The 18,046-nt window shown below is 69.3% G+C and carries 13 protein-coding genes and 1 pseudogene; 5 read left to right on the forward strand and 9 right to left on the reverse strand.

The window, feature by feature from the left end; translation table 11 throughout:
- Positions 1-43 precede the first annotated feature (43 nt).
- From J7E87_RS21535 to J7E87_RS36535, 4 genes and pseudogenes are all read right to left on the reverse strand, one after another.
- The gene (locus tag J7E87_RS21535; RefSeq protein ID WP_215096124.1) at positions 44-1,660 is read right to left on the reverse strand and encodes a cation acetate symporter; all 1,617 of its coding nucleotides are present in this window, start codon (positions 1,658-1,660) and stop codon (positions 44-46) included.
- Positions 1,657-2,055 carry a DUF485 domain-containing protein gene (locus J7E87_RS21540; protein WP_215096125.1) on the reverse strand — a complete coding sequence of 133 codons (399 nt, stop codon included), beginning with the start codon at positions 2,053-2,055 and terminating at the stop codon, positions 1,657-1,659. The genes J7E87_RS21535 and J7E87_RS21540 overlap by 4 nt, the downstream gene beginning before the upstream one ends.
- A gap of 405 nt (positions 2,056-2,460) precedes the next feature.
- Positions 2,461-4,641 carry an RICIN domain-containing protein gene (locus J7E87_RS21545; RefSeq protein ID WP_215096368.1) on the reverse strand — a complete coding sequence of 727 codons (2,181 nt, stop codon included), beginning with the start codon at positions 4,639-4,641 and terminating at the stop codon, positions 2,461-2,463.
- A 1,052-nt stretch (positions 4,642-5,693) separates the two neighbouring features.
- Positions 5,694-6,944 (reverse strand): annotated as a pseudogene (locus J7E87_RS36535) (ricin-type beta-trefoil lectin domain protein); the annotation flags it as partial.
- A gap of 231 nt (positions 6,945-7,175) precedes the next feature.
- Between J7E87_RS36535 and J7E87_RS21555 the strand changes: the two are divergent.
- The 4 genes from J7E87_RS21555 to J7E87_RS21570 all read left to right on the forward strand — a co-directional run bounded on the left by J7E87_RS21555 (position 7,176) and on the right by J7E87_RS21570 (position 10,941).
- Complete coding sequence (locus J7E87_RS21555; protein ID WP_215096127.1) at positions 7,176-8,387, forward strand: MFS transporter; 1,212 nt, start codon at positions 7,176-7,178, stop codon at positions 8,385-8,387.
- Between the two features lie 67 nt (positions 8,388-8,454).
- Positions 8,455-8,880, forward strand: a complete 426-nt coding sequence (locus tag J7E87_RS21560) for a heme-binding protein (protein ID WP_251017800.1) — start codon at positions 8,455-8,457, stop codon at positions 8,878-8,880.
- 256 nt (positions 8,881-9,136) lie between these two features.
- Positions 9,137-9,904: a uracil-DNA glycosylase gene (locus J7E87_RS21565; protein ID WP_374195208.1), complete on the forward strand. Its 768-nt coding sequence runs from the start codon at positions 9,137-9,139 to the stop codon at positions 9,902-9,904.
- A gap of 71 nt (positions 9,905-9,975) precedes the next feature.
- Positions 9,976-10,941: an LLM class F420-dependent oxidoreductase gene (locus J7E87_RS21570; RefSeq protein ID WP_215096128.1), complete on the forward strand. Its 966-nt coding sequence runs from the start codon at positions 9,976-9,978 to the stop codon at positions 10,939-10,941.
- A gap of 90 nt (positions 10,942-11,031) precedes the next feature.
- Here the strand turns inward: J7E87_RS21570 and J7E87_RS21575 are convergent, their stop codons facing one another.
- From J7E87_RS21575 to J7E87_RS21595, 5 genes are all read right to left on the reverse strand, one after another.
- Positions 11,032-11,466, reverse strand: a complete 435-nt coding sequence (locus J7E87_RS21575) for a VOC family protein (RefSeq protein WP_215096129.1) — start codon at positions 11,464-11,466, stop codon at positions 11,032-11,034.
- Between the two features lie 71 nt (positions 11,467-11,537).
- On the reverse strand, positions 11,538-13,451 hold the full coding sequence (locus tag J7E87_RS21580) for a transglycosylase domain-containing protein (RefSeq protein WP_215096130.1): 1,914 nt from the start codon (positions 13,449-13,451) through the stop codon (positions 11,538-11,540).
- Between the two features lie 69 nt (positions 13,452-13,520).
- Entirely contained in the window at positions 13,521-14,774 is a 1,254-nt protein-coding gene (locus tag J7E87_RS21585; RefSeq protein WP_215096131.1) for a HAMP domain-containing sensor histidine kinase, read from the reverse strand.
- 2 nt (positions 14,775-14,776) lie between these two features.
- Positions 14,777-15,493 carry a two-component system response regulator CseB gene (gene cseB / locus J7E87_RS21590; protein WP_251017801.1) on the reverse strand — a complete coding sequence of 239 codons (717 nt, stop codon included), beginning with the start codon at positions 15,491-15,493 and terminating at the stop codon, positions 14,777-14,779.
- Positions 15,490-16,203 (reverse strand): hypothetical protein, encoded by a 714-nt coding sequence (locus tag J7E87_RS21595; protein WP_215096132.1) that lies wholly within the window; start codon positions 16,201-16,203, stop codon positions 15,490-15,492. Before J7E87_RS21595 ends, cseB begins: the two co-directional genes overlap by 4 nt.
- A 190-nt stretch (positions 16,204-16,393) precedes the next feature.
- Here J7E87_RS21595 and J7E87_RS21600 point away from each other — a divergent pair, with 190 nt between their 5' ends.
- Positions 16,394-18,022 (forward strand): adenosine deaminase, encoded by a 1,629-nt coding sequence (locus tag J7E87_RS21600; RefSeq protein ID WP_215096133.1) that lies wholly within the window; start codon positions 16,394-16,396, stop codon positions 18,020-18,022.
- Positions 18,023-18,046: the final 24 nt, after the last annotated feature.

Here is an 18,046-nt window from a genome sequence, read left to right on the forward strand (position 1 = left end):
GTGGTTACGGGTGGACGAGTCAGTCGGTGATCTCAGCCAGTGATCATCCCTGCGGTCGTCCGGCGTCGGCCAGGATGGAGGCCTCGACCGCGTCGTACTCGTACTCCTCCTGGCGGCGCGCCCCCGGGCTGTGGCGGGTGAAGACAGTGCCGATCCAGCCGGCGAGGAATCCTACGGGGACGGAGACGAGGCCCGTCGTGGTGTACGGGAACCAGCTGAAGTCGCTGTCGGGGAAGATCGCTTGAGGGGAACCCGAGACGAGCGTTGTCCCCGTGATGAGGATCAGGACGCTTGCCGTACCGCCGATGAGTGTGCTCAGCAGTCCGGTGCGGTTGTACCGGCGCCAGAAGAGGCTGTAGATGAGCGCGGGCGCGACGGCGGAGGCGCCCAGGCAGAAGGACAGAGTGATCATCGCCTGCAGGTTCACATGCCGGGATGCCGCCGCGATGAAGATCGCCACAAGGCCGACAGCCGCGGCCGTCGCCCGGGCGATCGTCATCTCGGTGCTGTGACGCAGAGCCTTCTTGTGCCGCAGACCGTGCGTGATCAGGTCGTGGGCGAGGGTGTTGGCACAGGCGAGCGTGATGCCGGCGACGGACGCCAGCAGCGTCAGGAAGATCGCCGTGGTCATGGCGGTGAACAGCAGCGTCTCGAAGGTGGAGACGTCGTTGCCCATGATCGCCTGGCTGACCAGCAGGATTGAGGTCTTGCCCTGTGGGTCGCCGAGGGTGATCTGCTCGCGGCCGACGACCGCGGCGGCGCCGAAGCCGATCACGGCGCAGAGCAGGCACACGACGACCACCGTCGAGACGGCCCAGGACATGGAGCGCCGCACGGCGGGTGCGCTGCGGGAGCTGAACATACGCATCGTGATGTGCGGGAGGCACGCCGCACCGAGCACGACGGTCAGTTGGGCGCTGATCATGTCGAGCCCGTCGCCGCCGAACTGGAGCCCGGGGGCGAGATACGCATCGCCCGCACCGCTCCCGCGTGCCGCCGCGTCCAGCAGCGAGGGAATGCTGAAGTCGAAGCGGTTCAGGATGAGCGAGGCGATGGCGGCGGCCGCGGCGAGCAGCACCACGGTCTTCACGACCTGGATGAATGCGGTGCCCTTCATACCGCCGATAGCCGCGTAGATGATCATCAGGACGCCGAGCAGCACGATGGAACCGGTCTTGAAGCCCGCGGCGTTGATTCCGAGGACGAAGGCCAGCAGGTCGCCGGCGCCCGCCAGCTGGAAGATCAGCAGGGGGAAGAGGGCAATGAGGGTGACCAGGCATGCGGTGATGCGAACGGCGGAACTGGGGGCGCGCCGGGTGAGCACATCGCCCATGGTGAACCGGCCCGCGTTGCGCAGGGGTTCGGCCAGCAGGAACATCAGCAGCACCAGGGAGAGCACGGTGCTGAGGGCGAGTACGAGACCGTCCTGGCCGAGCAGCGAGATGACTCCGACGGTGCCCAGCACACTCGCCGCGGAGATGTAGTCGCCGGCGATGGCGAGACCGCTCTGCATGGGGGACAGGGAGCGGAAGCCGGTGTAGAACTCGTCCAGGTCGTCGCGGTCGGGCCCGGTCATCACACACAGCAGCAGGGTCACTGTGGTCACCGCGATGAAGGCGACGAACGACATGGTCTGGGCCTCGGAGCTGAATCCGGTCATCGGCGAGCTCCCTGGGTGTTCCGGGTGGTCTTGGCAGCCTGGAGGCGGACGGCTTCGGCGAGCGGGTCGACCCGGCGGCGCGCGGACTTCTCGTACGCGGCAACGGCGATCAGCGTCACGGGAAGCTGGATCAGGCCGAGCAGCAGAGCAATGTTGAGGCCGCCCGTGATCTTGCCCGTCATCAGCCCCGGCGCGTAGGCGGAGAGTATGAGGAACAGGACGAAGTACCCGAGGGCTGTCAGAGTCGCGACTCGGCGCAGTCGGCGGTAGACGGCACTGAGCGCCTGTATGTCGCGGCGCGGATCGGCCGGCGGATCGGCCGGTGGCGCCTGCCAGGCATGGTGGGGGTGGCCCGGCTGCTCCGGATATGAGGGCGGTGGGGGGAAGTACGACATCGCGTTGGGTACCTCGTATGCCTGTGCGGACGGCGGGGGCAGGGCATGCCGGCGGAGCGGCTACGTTACCCGTGGGTAGCGCAGCCGGTGCATTGTTGCATGAACTGTCCGGTCGGTCAGTTGAGTGTTCAAGGACCGACCAGAGCCCTACTCCGGCACCCGGAACTGGGCGGTCCTGACCGCGGCCGACCGCCCGGCGCCCGTGATCACGGCGCCGCGGTCCGCGATGCGACGCACTGCTCCGCTCCCGCCGGCGGTGCTGCCGGCGGCGTCCGCCGCTGCCACCGCGTTCAGGCCGACACCGGCGAGCTGAGGCGTATTCCGCAGTGCCGGGCGGCGAAGCGGCCGGGCCGGACCCGACGGTTGTCGGGTCCGGACCGGCCGGTGTACTGCGGGGTGAGCGCGTCAGGGATAGCTGACGAGATTGGCCACATTCGTGGAGGAGTTGGACGGGCCGCCTCGGTCGTTGATGACATGGCGGATGGTTCCGGTGCCGCCGAGCGAGACGGTCACCATGTTCCGGAAGCGCACATTCGGATTGTTGGGGGCCTCGAAGGCGCGCTCGGCGGTCACGGACGGATTCGCGTTGAAGAAGCAGTAGCTGCCGAGCCCGAAGGCCTGATGGCTGGTGACCTGATCGGCGACCTTGTACGCGGCATAGCCCTGGGTCGAACCGTTCATCCAGGCGGCCTGGTTGGGCGGGTCGTACGGCATCTCGTTCTGGTAGAAGTACGTACGGCCGCCGTTGCCGTTCCAGATCGTCTGATGCTTCTGGTAGTGCTCGACGAACAGCCCGTACATCGTCACGTCATCGCCGTTGACGACAAGTCCCGTGTCCGCCGTATTGCTGTTCCAGCCGATGCCGCTGCCGTGGTCGCCGCGCCAGATCCACATGTGATCGCCGATGACGTTGTCGCTGTTGACCACCAGGCTCGTGGTCGCCTTGCCCACCGCGGCGCCGCCGACCCGGAAGAACACGTCGTGCAGGGACGTCGGGTTGGCGCTGTGGCCGGCGGAGGAGCCTGCCGGTCCGACCTCCATCAGGGTCTGCGAGTTGGTCGTGCCGGCGTCGATGAGGACGCCCGCGACCTTGACGCCGTCGACATCGGCGACCGTCATGGCGGTGACGCCGCCGTCCGGGATGAAGGTGGCGAGGCCCAGCCCCAGGATCACGGTGTCGGGCCGAGTCACCCGCAAGGTCTGATTCAGGTGGTAGACACCCGGGGTGACCAGCAGGTTCTTTCCAGCGGCCAGTGCGGCGTTGATCTGCGGGGCGGTCGTCCCGGCCTTCACGACGAAGAACTGGTCCATGCCGAGCGAGGTGCCGGTGGCGTTGCCGCCCGCCCAGGTGGTCCCCGATGAGTTGGCCCGCAGGGACGGGACGAACACCTTGTAGGCGCCGGCGCTGTCCACGTACAGGAACGGCTTTTCGCGAACGGTGGGGCTCTCGTTCACGGTGGTGTAGGGCGGGTTGGGGAAGGTGTTACCCGGAACGCCCTGGCTGCCGACGAAGACCATGTTCCAGTTGGATCCCGTCCAGCTGCCGAGCTGGGAGTTCCGGGTCAGCCACTGCTGCTGCGAACCGGACCGCACCTGACCGTCGATCTTGCTGTCGGCCATGAAACCGCCGCTCGCCCACCCGCCGTCGTCCAGGGCCAGGTTGCCGCGGACGTGCATACGGCGGTAGGCGGACGCCTGCGAGACCGCCCAGCGGTCGGTGCCGCCGGTCGGGTTCACCGACAGGTTCTCGGCACCGCGCCAGAAGTTCTGGGTGGCGTTCTGCGGCGGGAACCAGTCGGCCTCGACATGCACCGCGCCGTTGATCGTCACCGAGTCGGGCGACTGGCCGAGGCCCAGGACCTGGGTGTAGAAGCCGACGTTGACGTCGTTGCTGTAGGTGCCCGGCTTGAACATCACCGCGTAGCGCTGGGAGCCGAACTGGTTGGTCTCCTGCTGCTGGAAGATCGAGTTGAGCCGGCTCTGGATGGTCGAGGACGGCATCGAGGGGTCGAAGACGACCACGTTCGGACCGAGGTCCACGTCTCCGGGCGCGGTGTTCACGGGCGCGACCTGGAAGCGCTGGGCGGCCGTGCCGTTGCAGGTGTACTGCACGAGCTGGACGCTGTCGGCCGTCGAGGCGGAGGGGACGTCCAGGCACTTGCCGCTGTTGCGGTTGACGAAGTGGTACGCGCCGCCACCCTCGTCCACGGCCTGCCACTGCTGGTTGTTGCCGCCGCCGTACGCCCACAGGTGCACCGCGGCGTTGTCGGCAGTGGACACATCGCTCACGTCCACGACCTGGCCGGCGTCATTGCGGTTGTTGATCCGCACGAAGCCGCCACTGGTGGGCGTGAAGCTCCACTGCTGGGCGGTGGAGTTGTTGCAGGCGTACTGCTGGACGGCGGTGTCGTTCACGGTCGCGGCCGAGCGGGCGTCCAGGCACTTGCCGCTGCCGCTGTTCACGACGGTGGCCCAGTCGGTCGGCAGAGCGGCTGCCTGGGCGGCTCCTTGAGGGGTGGCGGCCTGGGTGGACGGGACTGCGACGAGGACCGAAACGGCCGAGGCCACCACAATGAAGGCAGCCACAAGGGGCCTTGCGCGGCGGGCGGTGGTGAAGGCGTGACGGCCCGCTCCGGGCGTTCGCGGGGATTGGAGCACGGTTTCTCCTGTGCCGGCGGGCCGGCTCGGTGGGGGGTTTACGGGGACGGGATTGACGGATGGGGGAGAGGGATCGAGGCGAGGGCTCAGCCCGCGTACTGGGCGAACACGCGCGTGAAGTCCCAGGGCTGCTGGGAGACGCCCGAGCAGGTGTCGGCGCCGCCGCCGGTGCAGGGACGGTCGCGGTTGACCGACCAGAAGGTCAGCCGCGCGAGGTGCCGCTGCTGCGCGTAGCCGAGGATGGTGTGGAAATCGGCGACCGTGACGGTCTCGTTGTTGTCGGTGATGCCGTTCATCGAGGAGATGCCGGTGTGCCGGTAGGCCTGGTCGTCGGTATAGCCGTAGGCGCTCTTGACCGTGTTCTTCAGCCCTTCGGCGGCGCGGAGTGTGAGCGTGCCCATGTTCTGGCCGGCCCCGCCGAAGTTGAACGGCATGATCGTCCAGCTGTCCACGGTCAGGCCGGACGCCGCGGCCTTGCGGATGAGGCTGTCGTCGGGGCCGTTCTGGCCGGTGCCGAAGGTGACGTACACCTTGATCCCGGGGTTGTTGGCCTTGACGGTCTTCAGCGCGTCGACGGTGCGCTGCTGGACGGTGGGGCTGTCGTACGCGGCGGCCTCGATGTCGATGTCGATGGCCTTGAGCCCGTAGGCGTTGATGACTTTCTGGTAGGCGGCGGCCAGTTCGCCGGCGCTGCCGCAGGAGCTCTCCAGCTTGTTGCCGCTCCAGCCGCCGAAGGACGGGATCACATCGCCGCCGTTGGCGCGCACGGTGTTGACCGTCTGCTGGTCGACGCCTCCGGTCAGTGGCCTGCCGCCGTCCCACTGCGGGTTGCAGTAGCCGTTGCTGAGAACGAAGGCGAGAGTGAACCACTTGACGCCGGTGGCGTTCATGACGGTGGTCGGACTGGGCGGGCTGCCCCAGCCGTTGTAGATGTACGGGGCGACAGCCATGGGGCCGGTGGGCGCCGGGTCACCGCCGCCGGTGGGCGCCGTCCATTTCTGGTTGGCGGCTCCGGTGCAGGTCCAGATTTGCAGGCGGGTGCCGTTGGCTGAGTTGTTGCCGGTGGCGTCCAGGCATTTGTTGGCGTGGGGGTTGACGATGTCGTGGGCGGCGGTGACGGTCCATTTCTGGGCGCCGGTGCCGTTGCAGTCCCAGAGTTGGACGGTGGTGCCGTCGGCGGTTCCGGCGGAGGTGACGTCGAGGCACTTGCCCAGCGCCCGGATCGTTCCGTCGGCGCCGGTGTTCCACTGCTGTGCGCCGGTGCCGTTGCAGTCGTAGAGCTGCACGGCTGTGCCGTTGGCGCTGTTGGCTCCCGCCACGTCGACGCATTTGCCGCCCAGACCCGTGATGGTGCCGCCGACGCCGGGACTGTCGCTGGTGCTGACCCGGATATGGTCGACGACGAGCTGCTGGGGGAAGGCGGTGCTGCCGTCGGGGTCGCCGGGCCAGTAGCCGCCGACCGCGAGGTTGAGGATCAGGAAGAACGGCTTGTTGAACACCCAGGTACGGCCGCCGAGATCGGCAGGCGTACGCCGCTGGTAGACATTGCCGTCGACCGACCAGGTCACCGAGTCCGGGGCCCAGTCGACGGCGAAGGTGTGGAAGGCGTCGGCGAAGGCCTGACCCCCGGGGAGGGTGTACGCGGCGCCGATGCCGCCGGAGCCGGAGTAGCCCGGGCCGTGGAGCGTGCCGTGGACGGTGGAAGGCTCGAAGCCGACGTTCTCCATGACATCGATCTCGCCCGAGCTGGGCCAGCCGACCTGGCCGATGTCGTTGCCGAGCATCCAGAAGGCGGGCCACATGCCTTGGCCGCGCGGCACTTTGAGCCTGGCCTCGACATGTCCGTAGGTCTGGGTGAACTTGCCAGCGGTGTTCAGCCGGGCTGAGGTGTATTCACATCTGCCGTACCAGCACTGGTAGTTGTCGGGATTCTCGCGGCGGGCGGTGATGACCAGGTGACCCTGGCCGTCGAGAGCGGCGTTGCGGTTGCCTGCTGTGTAGTACTGCCGCTCGTGGTTGTTGACGTTGTCGCCCGTCTCGATCTGCCATCTGCCGGCGTCGACGGCGGAGCCCGCGGGGCCGTCGAAGTCGTCGGAGAAGGTCAGGGCGGCCGGTGCCGCGGCGACGTGCGGTGCGGGTTCGCCCTGTGCGAGACCGCTCGTGAGAGTCGCGAGGGTCAGGACCGACAGAACGGACAGCAGCAAGCGCCGCGATAAGCGGGGGGAGTCCATGACTCTCCCTTCCGGGACATGAAGGCGGAAAGGGATGTGTCGTGCATATGACATGAGACTTAGTTCACTACGTGATTTAAGAAGTGAACTAAGCACCTGTCAAGGGCTTGGTATGGACCACGATTCCGGTCGGAGTCAGAGAGATAGTGCGCGCTTGCAAGTAAAGGCGCCTGCAATTATTGTTGACGCTCGTAAGCCGCAGACGCAATCGTTCTGGAAGGTTCTACCCCCATGCCACTCGCGCTCCTCGCCCTCGCCATCGGGGCCTTCGGCATCGGCACCACCGAGTTCGTCATCATGGGGTTGCTGCCCGATGTCGCTTCGGACTTCGGCGTGTCGATCCCGATGGCCGGATTCCTGGTGACCGGCTACGCACTCGGCGTGGTGCTCGGCGCCCCGCTGATGACGATCCTCGGTACGAGGGTGTCCCGGAAGCGGATGCTGATGGTGCTGATGGGCCTGTTCATCGCCGGTAACGTCCTCTCCGCCGTCGCACCCTCCTTCGGCGTGATGCTGGCCGGCCGGGTCGTCGCCTCGCTCGCCCACGGCGCCTTCTTCGGCATCGGCTCGGTCGTCGCGGCCGGCCTTGTCGCTCCCGAGAAGAAGGCCGGCGCGATCGCGATGATGTTCACCGGGCTGACCGTGGCCAACGTCGTCGGCGTCCCGCTCGGCACCTACGTCGGCCAGAGCGCGGGCTGGCGCGCCACCTTCTTCGTCGTCGCCGCACTCGGCGTCGTCGGACTCCTCGGCGTGGCGAAGCTGGTGCCGGAGCAGCCCAAGCCCGAAGGCGTACGGCTGCGCCACGAGCTGGCGGCCTTCCGTAATGTGCAGGTTCTGCTCGCCATGGCCATGACGGTCCTCGGCTTCGGCGGAGTCTTCGCCGCGATCACCTACATCACGCCGATGATGACCGAGGTCACCGGGTTCGCCGACTCGTCCGTGACCTGGCTGCTGGTCCTGTTCGGCCTCGGCATGGTCGGCGGGAACCTGATAGGCGGAAAGTTCGCCGACCGCGCGCTGATGCCGCTGCTGTACGTATCGCTGGGCGCCCTCTCCCTCGTACTGGCGCTGTTCACCGTCACCGCGCACAACACGGTCACCGCGGCGATCACCATCGTCCTGATCGGCGCGCTGGGCTTCGCGACCGTACCGCCGCTGCAGAAGCGGGTCCTGGACCAGGCCGCGGGCGCCCCCACCCTGGCCTCCGCCGTCAACATCGGCGCCTTCAACCTCGGTAACGCCCTCGCCGCCTGGCTCGGCGGCATGGTCATCGCGGCCGGATTCGGCTACACCGCACCCAACTGGGTCGGCGCCGCCCTCGCCGCCTCCGCGCTCGGCCTCGCCGTCGTCTCCCACCTCCTGGAGCGCCGCACGGCGACCGCCCACAGCCGGGTCGTCACCGCCTCCACCCCCGACACGGCCGCAGTCCCCGCCAACCACTGATCCACCGCGGCCGATCACCTGATCCACCGCGTCCACCGCTGATCCACCGCACCAAGGAGCCGACCTCATGACCATCACCGCCACCGCCGTCGCCCCGCTGACCATCCAGGACGCGGAGACCCTCGTGGACACCGCCCGCCGCGCCGCCGAAGCCGCCGGGGTCAGCGCCGCCGTCACCGTCCTGGACGCGGGCGGCCACCTGCTGGCCTTCCGCCGCGACGACCGGGCCGTGCTCATCGCGGGCGAGACCAGCACCCGCAAGGCGTACACCGCCCTCCAGTTGAACGCCCCGACCGCCGACCTCGTCGACGCGGTCCAGCCCGGCGGCCTCTTCCACACCCTGCCGACCGCCCTCGACGAGCCGCTGCTCTTCATCGCCGGCGGCATCCCCGTTCACCGCGACGGCCGCCTCATCGGCGCGGTCGGCGTCGGCGGCGGAGCCCCTGACCAGGACCACGGCTTCGCCGCCGCGGCCGTCGAAGCCCTCGTGTAGCCCGCAGGTTTCGGACCAGGCCCGTCGGCCCGCGACACACTCAGGAGCGGGTCGGCGGGTGACTTTTAGGACCTGGACGACGTGTGGCTTCCAGGCCCTGAACGATGGTGTGGATCGACCTGATCGCCGACCTGGGCTCCGACTGAGGGACGTACGAGAACGGGACGAACCTCGGCTTCGCCGCCTGACGTCCCGGCTGTGCTGAGGTGGGTTCCCCGGCAGGTCCGTCGGGGAACGCGCTTCACAGGGAGGTCCAGTGGCAGAACCACCACCGAGTCCTGACGACAGTGACTTTCCCGCGCGCATCGCGCCAGGCTGCCGGGATCCCGGCGAACTGGACGCCCAGGTGGCCCGGTGCCGGGCCTGCCCCAGGCTGGTGGCCTGGCGGGAAGAGGTCGCCCGAACGAAACGTGCCGCTTTCCAGGACTGGGAGTACTGGGGAAGGCCGGTCCCCGGATTCGGCCCGCCCGACGCGGCGCTGGCCGTGGTCGGGCTCGCGCCCGCGGCGCACGGGGGCAACCGGACCGGCCGGATGTTCACCGGGGACGCGTCGGGCGACATCCTCTTCGCCGCGCTGCATGCCGTCGGCCTCGCCTCCCGGCCGGACTCCACGCACCGTGGCGACGGGCTGAAGCTGCGCGGAGTGCGGGTCACGGCGCCGGTCCACTGCGCTCCTCCGCAGAACAAGCCGACCCCGGCCGAGCGGGACGCCTGCCGGCCATGGCTGGCGAGCGAGCTGGAACTGCTGAGCCCCACCCTGCGCGCGGTGGTGGTCCTCGGCGCCTTCGGCTGGCAGGCGGTGCTGCCCGTCCTCAGCGACGCGGGGTGGCAACTGCCGCGCCCCCGGCCGGTGTTCGCGCACGGTGCCCAGGTGACACTGCCCGGCTGTGAGGAGCGCCCGGAGCTGCATCTTCTTGGTTGCTACCACCCGAGCCAGCGCAACACATTCACCGGGCGGCTCACCCTCCCCATGCTCATCGACGTGCTTCGCCACGCCGCCGAAATCTCCGGCCTGGATCAATGACGCTGATCTTCGGGGCCACTGGTCCGGCGTGATCGAGGTTTCATCCGCCGAAGATCGGTGACAGGACCGATATGCCGCAAATCGGATACACGATGATGACCGAGCAGGCCGGCCCCCGTGAGCTCATCGATCACGTTGTCGGCGCGGAGCAGGCGGGCTTCGACTTCTCCGTAACCTCCGACCATTACTTCCCATGGCTGGCGTCCCAGGGCCACGCCCCGTACGCGTGGAGCGTCCTCGGGGCGGCCGCCCAGGCCACCTCCCGCATCCCGCTCATGACGTACGTGACCTGCCCGACGACCCGCTACCACCCCGCGGTCGTCGCCCAGAAGGCCGCAACCATGCAGCTGCTGTCCGAGGGGCGCTTCCGGCTCGGCCTCGGCTCCGGCGAGAACCTCAACGAGCACGTCGTCGGCGGTGGCTGGCCCGCCGCGCATGTCCGGCTGGAGATGCTGGAAGAAGCCGTGGAGATCATCAGAGCCCTGTTCGCCGGCGGAAACGTGAACCATCACGGTGCGCATTTCGACGTCGAGAACGCCACGCTGTGGGACCTTCCCGACGAGCTCCCGCCGATCGGCGTCGCCGTCTCCGGCGACAGGTCCTGCGAACTCGCAGGCCATGTGGCGGATCTCGTCATCGCCACCGAGCCCAAGCGTGAACTCCTGGACGCCTTCGACCGGCACGGCGGCGTGGGCAAGCCCCGGATCGGCCAGCTGCCCGTCTGCTACGACACCGACCGGGACGCAGCGATCGCCCGGGCCCACGACCAGTTCCGCTGGGCCCTCGGCGGCTGGCCGCTCAACGCCGAGCTGCCGGGACCCCCCGGATTCGCCGTGGCCACCGAGTACGTACGCTCCGAGGACGTCGCCCGGTCCATCCCGTGCGGGGACAACCTCGACGACTTCGTGGCGGCCGTACGGCTGTACGCGGAGGCGGGCTTCACCGAGATCGCGCTCGTCCAGGTGGGCGGCGACCATCAACGGCCCTTCCTCGACTGGGCGGAGGCAAAGCTGCTTCCCGCCTTGCGTGAACTCTGAGCGGCCTCCGCGCGGCCGTGCCGCCGACGCCGGGCCGTGCCGCCGACGCCGGGCCGGGCGTCAGCTGCCCCGGGCCGGGCGCCGGCCCCCTCAGGCCAGGCGCAGCCCGTCCTGAGGCTCCGGCGCCCGGGCTACTTCCGGCGGCGGAGCAGCGACGGCCAGCGAGAAGGAGTGCCCGGCGGGATCGGAGTAGAGGCGCACATCGCGCGGCCCGCCGTTGTCCTTGGTGTCCACCGGGCGAGCGCCGAGGCTGATCACCTCTCGTTCGGCCTCGTCCATGTCCTCGCGCGAGACGAGGATCCGCAGGTGCGCCTGCTGCGAGTCGTCCGGCCGCGGCCAACTGGGTGGCGCGTACCCGTGATCCCTGTGCACGGCCAGGTGCACGCCGTCGTTGCCGACGATCTCTACATAGTCGGGGTCCGCCCCCAACTGGGTCCGGGCATCGAGCAGGGTGGCGTAGAACTCCGCGAGAGCCGCGGGTTCCGCGCAGTCCAGGATCAGCACGCTCGTCTTGGCGACTGCCATGAGGGCCTTCTTCCGTACGGCTGTTGGTGTGGATACGCCTACGGTTGTCGGGTTCCCCGGCGTCGGCCGGACTAACTGTGTTCCTGCGCCGGCAGCGTGGCTCGACTGGTGTACCCGGACCAGATCCTGGCGGGATAGCCGTCGCCGATGTTCTTGAGGGCGACCTGCTTGTGCGTGGTGGCGTCCTCGCCGAAGAGGCCTATCGCGGTGACGAGGTCGTCCGTGGAGCCGACGAACCACTCCGCCTTTCTGTCGTCGGTGCGGCCCGAGGTCGTGGTGACGGTCTGCTCGCTGACGCCGGGCGTAAAGGGGCGGTCGACCCCGCCACGGCCGCCGCCGCTCAGATACGAATTGACTACGCCGGCGGTCCTGGGGTCGATCGCCTGACCGCCGATCGCGGCCCGTAGACGCGTACCCTCTCCATCGCGCTCAGCGGACTTCACGATCGAGGGGGTGACCTTCCTGCCCTCGTGGTGGAAGGAGGCGTAGACACCGGCCAGCTCCAGCGGGCTGGCTCCCATCAGGCCCAGCGACGCCGCATCGGGTGAGGCGAAGTCGCCCGGGTCCACATCCATTCCGAGCGCGGTGGCGATCTCCTCGATGTGCTCGGTGCCGTACCGATCCTTGTCCTGGGTCTTGACCTCCATCGACGCGGCAACCGCGACCGGATCGAAGGTGGGACCTGCCTGGTAGTCGGAGCGGGTTGCGTTGCTGAGGTAGTGCCGGGTGTAGTCGCGGCCGCCGTAGAGCGCGACGATGCGGCCCGACCTCGGGTCCACCGAAACGGCTCCGGCCTGCCGATTGCCGTCGGCGGCCGCTTCGTCGGAGGCCGTATCCGCCTCCGCATCAACACCCCCACCCGGCTCGGCTTCCGCTTCAGCATCCGCGCCTTCGCCGAGTCCCGCCGTGACGGCCTGCTCCAGAGCCCGCTGTTTGTCCGGGTCGATGTTGAGAGTGATACGCCAGCCACCGCCCGCCAGTTCCTGCTCGCTGACCCCGGAGGCCATCAGCTCGCGCCGGGCGGCGTCCACGAGATAGCCGGACTGGCCGGACAGCCCGTCACCCGGCGTGGGCGCCACCGGCTCGGGGAACTTCATCCGCTGCCGCGCGCCCTTGTCCAGCCAGCCCTCATCGACCATGTTGTCGAGTACGTAATTCCAGCGCTCCGTGACCAGCTGTTTGCCCTGGGGGCCGGCGATGGCCCAGTCGTACTGACTGGGCGCCTGCAGCAACGCCGCGAGGTACGCGCCCTGCTCGACGCTCAGCTCTTCGACTTCCCGGTGGTAGTACGCGCGGGCCGCGGCCTGGACCCCGTAGGCGAGACGCCCGTAGTAACTGCTGTTCAGGTATCCGGCGAGGATGTCGTCCTTGGAGTTCTGCCGGTCGACCTTGAGCGAGATGACCAGCTCCTTGACCTTGCGGGTGATGGTCTGCTCCTGGCTGAGGTAGTAGTTCTTGACGTACTGCTGGGTGATGGTCGAGCCACCCTGCTTGCCCTTGCCGGTGAGTGTGCTCAGGATGCCGCGGGCGGTGCCGGACAGTGAGACGCCGGAGTCGCTGTAGAAGTCCTTGTTCTCGGCTGCGACGAAGGCGTGCTGGACGCCCAGGGGCACTCTGCTCAGCGGGACGGTCTCCCGGTTGGTCTCCCCGGTGCGGGCGAGGCGCGTGCCGTCGCTGTACAGGTAGACGTTGCTCTGCGCCTTGGCCAGTTCATTGGCCTGGGGGATGTCGATGGAGACGTAGAGGACGGTGAAGCCTCCGGCGAGCAGGACTATCAGGGTGACGACGCAGGCGAGTGCCCTCTTCCAGGTGAGGAAACGGCCTGCACCGGTCCGCTTCCCGGCCCGCCACCGTTGCCGCCGGATACGGGCCTCGCCGTGTGCCCCTCTCGACTCTCCGGACGCACCTGCCTCGTTTACCTCGCTGCTGACCTCGCTCGCCTTCTGCCGCCCCGCTGTCCGGTCCGGACTCCACCTGGTACGCATGGGGCCATCCTCAGCGCCGAAGATCTTTGTAAACGCGAAGGGAGACATCGGCTGAGCCTCGGAGGTGTATCAGCCGTGTATCGGCGGCTCCGCGTCCGGGAGGCGGAGAATTGCCCGCGCGCCGCCATCGGGCGCGTTGGCGAACTCCAGTGCCGCGCCGATGACTTGGGCCTGGCCGCTGGCGATGGTCAGCCCGAGCCCGTGGCCTGTGCCGCGTTCCCGGGAGCCGGTGCGGAAGCGCTGCGGACCGTCCCGCAGCACGCCTTCCGGGTAGCCCGGGCCGTGGTCGCGTACGGTCACGGTCCTGCCGTCGGCAGCCACCGTGACGGTGACGGGCGCGAGGCCGTGCCGGTGCGCGTTGACGATCAGGTTGGTGAGGATGCGTTCCAGCCGCCGGGGATCGGTCCACACCTCCCGCTCCTCCCCGTCCTCCCGTTCCTCCCCGTTCTCGACGACGAGTTGTACGGGCAGGCCGGTGCGGGCGGTGATGTCCTCGGCCAGGGGGCCGAGGTGGCTGGGGGAGAGATCGGCCTCCTCCGCCCCGGCGTCGAGCCGGGAGATTTCGAGGAGGTCCTCGACGAGGGCGGCCAGGACGCGTACCCGGTCGCGCACATATCCGGCCGCCTGCCCCTCGGGGAGCAGTTCGGCGGCGGTGACCAGTCCCATGAGGGGGGTACGCAGTTCATGCGCGACATCGGCGGTGAACCGCTGCTCGCCGCGCAGGCGTTGTTGCAGTGCGGCGGCCATGGTGTCGACAGCCGTGGAGATTTCGGCGATCTCGTCACTAGGACGCGGAGCGGCGTCGATCCGGGCGTCGAGGTCCCCGCCGGCGATTCGCCGCGCGGTGCCCGCCGCGCTGCGCAGTCGGCGGCTCATCCGCCCGGCGCTGATCACACCGAGCGGCAGCACGGCCGCGGTAGTGAGCGCTCCGGCCCAGGCGATGCTCGTGTCGAGAGCACTGATGTCACGCAGCGTGGTGGTCATGTCGATGCGTACGGACAGCACTTGCCCGCCCGCGGGACGGGCGGCCCACATCGCGGGCCCGGCGGGGTCGGTGGCGTACTCCGTTCCCTGGCGGCCGCGGGCCGCGAGATCGCGCAGCCCCGCGGGCAGCCCGGAGGCGTCGAGACTGGCGCCGGTGCCCTGGACGGTGCCGGAGCGGGCATAGGTGACGGCGGCCCGGTCGAGCGTCGTACGGGCCGACTCACGGGCTTGCGTGAGTTCCCGGTCGCGCGAGGCGTGGTGGACGAGTAGGCCCACGGCGGCGACAACGGCGCAGATGGCCACGGCGACGAGGGCGGCGATGCGCCATCTCAATGGCATGGTCAGCGCCGCAGTTTGTAGCCGAAGCCGCGGACCGTTTCGATCCGTTCGGCGCCGATCTTCGTCCGCAGACGCTGCACATGCAGATCGACGACGCGGGTGTCGCCGTGCCAGGCGTGGTCCCACACCCGGCTGAGCAGGGTTCGGCGCTCCAGCACCACGCCGGGCGACGCGGCGAATTCGAGCAGCATCCGCAGTTCGGTCGGGGTGAGAGCCAGCAGCTGTCCGGCGCGGTGTACTTCCATGCCGCGGGTGTCGATGGTGAGGTCCCCGAAGTTCAGGGTGGCCGCATCGTCCGAGCCGATCGCGGGCGAGGGGGTGAAGGAGGCGCGCCGCAGCAGGGAGCGGATGCGGGCGACGAGTACGGCGCTCTCGCAGGGTTTGACGACATAGTCGTCGGCGCCGGCCTCCAGCCCGGATACGACGTCGAGGGCGTCACCACGTGCGGACATCATCAGGATGGGCGCCAGGCTCAGTTCGCGGATACGGCGGCACAGCCCGATGCCGTCGAGCTCGGGAAGCATGACGTCCAGGAGCAGCAGGTCCGGTTGCCGCTCGCGGAAGAGCTCCAGACCGGACAGCCCGTCGGCGGCGGTGGAGACGGTGAATCCGTAACGCTCAAGGAGCATACGGACGGTGTTACGGATGACCTCGTCGTCCTCGACGAGCAGCAGATGCGCCTCGGTGGCACTGCCGGGCATGAGGGGGGCACTGGTCATCGGTCTGTCCTGTTCCGGGGGCTCGGCGACGGACTCGACCCGGCGGCGGACTGAGCCCGGTCGCCGGTCTGGCCCTGTGGGACGGCCGCGGTGAGTACGTTGCCGTCCCACCGGTAACGCGTCGTGAAGCGGCCGTCGTTGCCGGTCGACGCAAGGACCAGATCGTGCCCGAAGGTCTCACCGGTGAGCCCGAGGGGACCCCAACTGATCAACACGGGCCGCACGGTTGTACCGAAGGCCCGGTACACCTGAATCAGCGTCAGCTCGGCTTTCGGCTCATCCAGCGCCACGATCAGCTCGTCACGCCCGTCCCCGGTCAGGTCCCGGTATACGGGCGCGCGCAGACCGCACGCCGAGCCGGGACAGTCCCGCACGGCGTCCCGTACGAGCTGGGGCACGTTCGGGTCCACCTCCAGCAGCTCTTTGACCGGTATCCGCTTCAGACCGCCCGCGCCCACCTGGACGCCCTTGATGCTCAGATACTGGCGGTCGGGGCCGGTGGGCTCGTCCCCGGGCGGGGCGGGCGGGGCGTACTGCGGCCACAGCGGTGAAGAACTGGCGGGCGGCGACACTGGCGGCGCGACGCCCCCGTCCCGCGCACCGGTATCGGCGGCACACCCGACGAGGCTCACGGCCACGCCGACGGCGAGTGCGGCGAGGGTGACTTGGCGGGGCCGCCCGCGGTGGTGGGTGTGGGGGAGGCGGGGCATAGGCCTATCAGCGTACCGGCGGGGAGGGGAGAGGCGGCCGGGGGTGCCGGGGAGCCGGCCGGCAAAGGCCCTGGCGCGGAAGACCCGGTGGAGCTTTCACCTCGCTGGTGGGCGCGTAGCACTCGCCCCTTTCAGGTGATCACGGCCTGTCACTGCGTCAGTTGTGGACGCGGCTGGCCACGATGCCTGCATGGCCAACAAGAATCGCGGCACCGCACGGAGCCGACCGGCGATGCTGCTCGCCGCCCTCGCGCTGACGCTGCTCGCCACGCAGCCGGCCGCCGCCTCCGGCGCCGATGCGGATGCGGATGCGGATGCAGCCTCGCCATCCGCTGTCGAGCGCCGCGTGTCGGCGTACCTGGACAGCATCCGCGACCAACCCGAAGCGCTGGACTCCTTCTTCCGCGAGCTGCCCAAGGGCGGCGACCTGCACAGCCACCTCGCCGGTGCGGCATCGACCGAGCTGCTGATGGACCTGGCGATGGCGGACGGTCTGTGCATCGAGAACGGCACCCAGCGGGCCCTCCCACCGCCGTGCCCGGCCGACAGCCGGCCCGCCGTCGAGATGCGAACCGACGCCGCGTTGCGACAGCGGGTACTGCGGGCCTGGTCGATGCAGGACTTCACGCCGGGCGAGGAGTCGGGACACGACCACTTCTTCGCGACCTTCGGCAAGTTCTCCGAGGCGGCCAAGCGCCATCCGGGGGAGTTGATGGCCGAGGTGTCGAACACCGCTGCCCGGCAGAAGCAGTTCTACCAAGAACTGATGGTCACCCCCAACGGCGGCGGGGCCAACGCGCTCGCCGACCGGGTCGGCTACGACGCGAGCCTGCCCCGGATGCACCAAAAGCTGCTCGCCGACGGCGCCATGGACCAAGTCGTGCGCCAGGCACGAACCGAAGCGGACCGGGGCCTCGCGGTATTCCGAGCCACCGCCCACTGCGACAGCGCGACGCCGGACCCCGGCTGCGCGGTGCCCTTCCGGTTCATCTCGCAGGTCTCGCGGAACAGCGCGCCGGAACGGGTCTTCACCCAGATGGTGCTGGCCATGGAACTGGCCGAACGCGACCCGCGGTTCGCCGCGGTGAACCTGGTCCAGCCCGAGGACGGAGCCGTCTCCCTGCGGGACTACAGCCTCCACATGCGGATGCTCGCCCATCTGCACAGCGTCTACCCGCGGGCGCACATCACCCTGCATGCCGGCGAACTGGCCCCCGGCCTGGTCAAGCCCGAGGACCTGAGCTTCCACATCCGCGAGGCGGTGAATGTCGCACACGCCGAGCGCATCGGCCATGGCGTCGACATCCGGCACGAGGACGCGGCGGACGAACTGCTGGGGACCATGGCCGAGCGCCGTATCGCCGTAGAGGTCCCGCTCAGCAGCAACGACCAGATCCTCGGCATCTCAGGCCCCGAGCACCCCTTCCCGCTGTACCGGGAGCACGGCGTCCCCGTCGTACTCGCCACCGATGACGCGGGGGTCTCCCGGATCACCATCAGCGACGAATACCGGCGCGCGGCCCGGACGTACAACCTGTCCTACCGCGAATTGAAGGACCTGGCCCGCGCCTCACTCGAGTACGCCTTCCTGCCGGGCCGCAGCCTGTGGCGCACCCTGGACGGCTACCGACCGGTGCGCGAGTGCCTCGCCGGACGGCCAGGGGAGCGCGAACCGGGGCCCCGCTGCGCGGCGTTCCTCGCGGCCAGCCCGAAGGCGGCGGTGGAATGGCGGCAGGAGGCGGCGTTCACTGCCTTCGAGCGACGGATCCTCGCGACGCGGGCCCCAACTGGCCCGGCCATTGCCAGGGCAGGCTTGTAGTCGCGGAGGCCGCTGTCCTGCTCT

The organism is Streptomyces sp. ISL-1 (genome assembly GCF_018614585.1).
Taxonomy (GTDB): domain Bacteria; phylum Actinomycetota; class Actinomycetes; order Streptomycetales; family Streptomycetaceae; genus Streptomyces; species Streptomyces maoxianensis.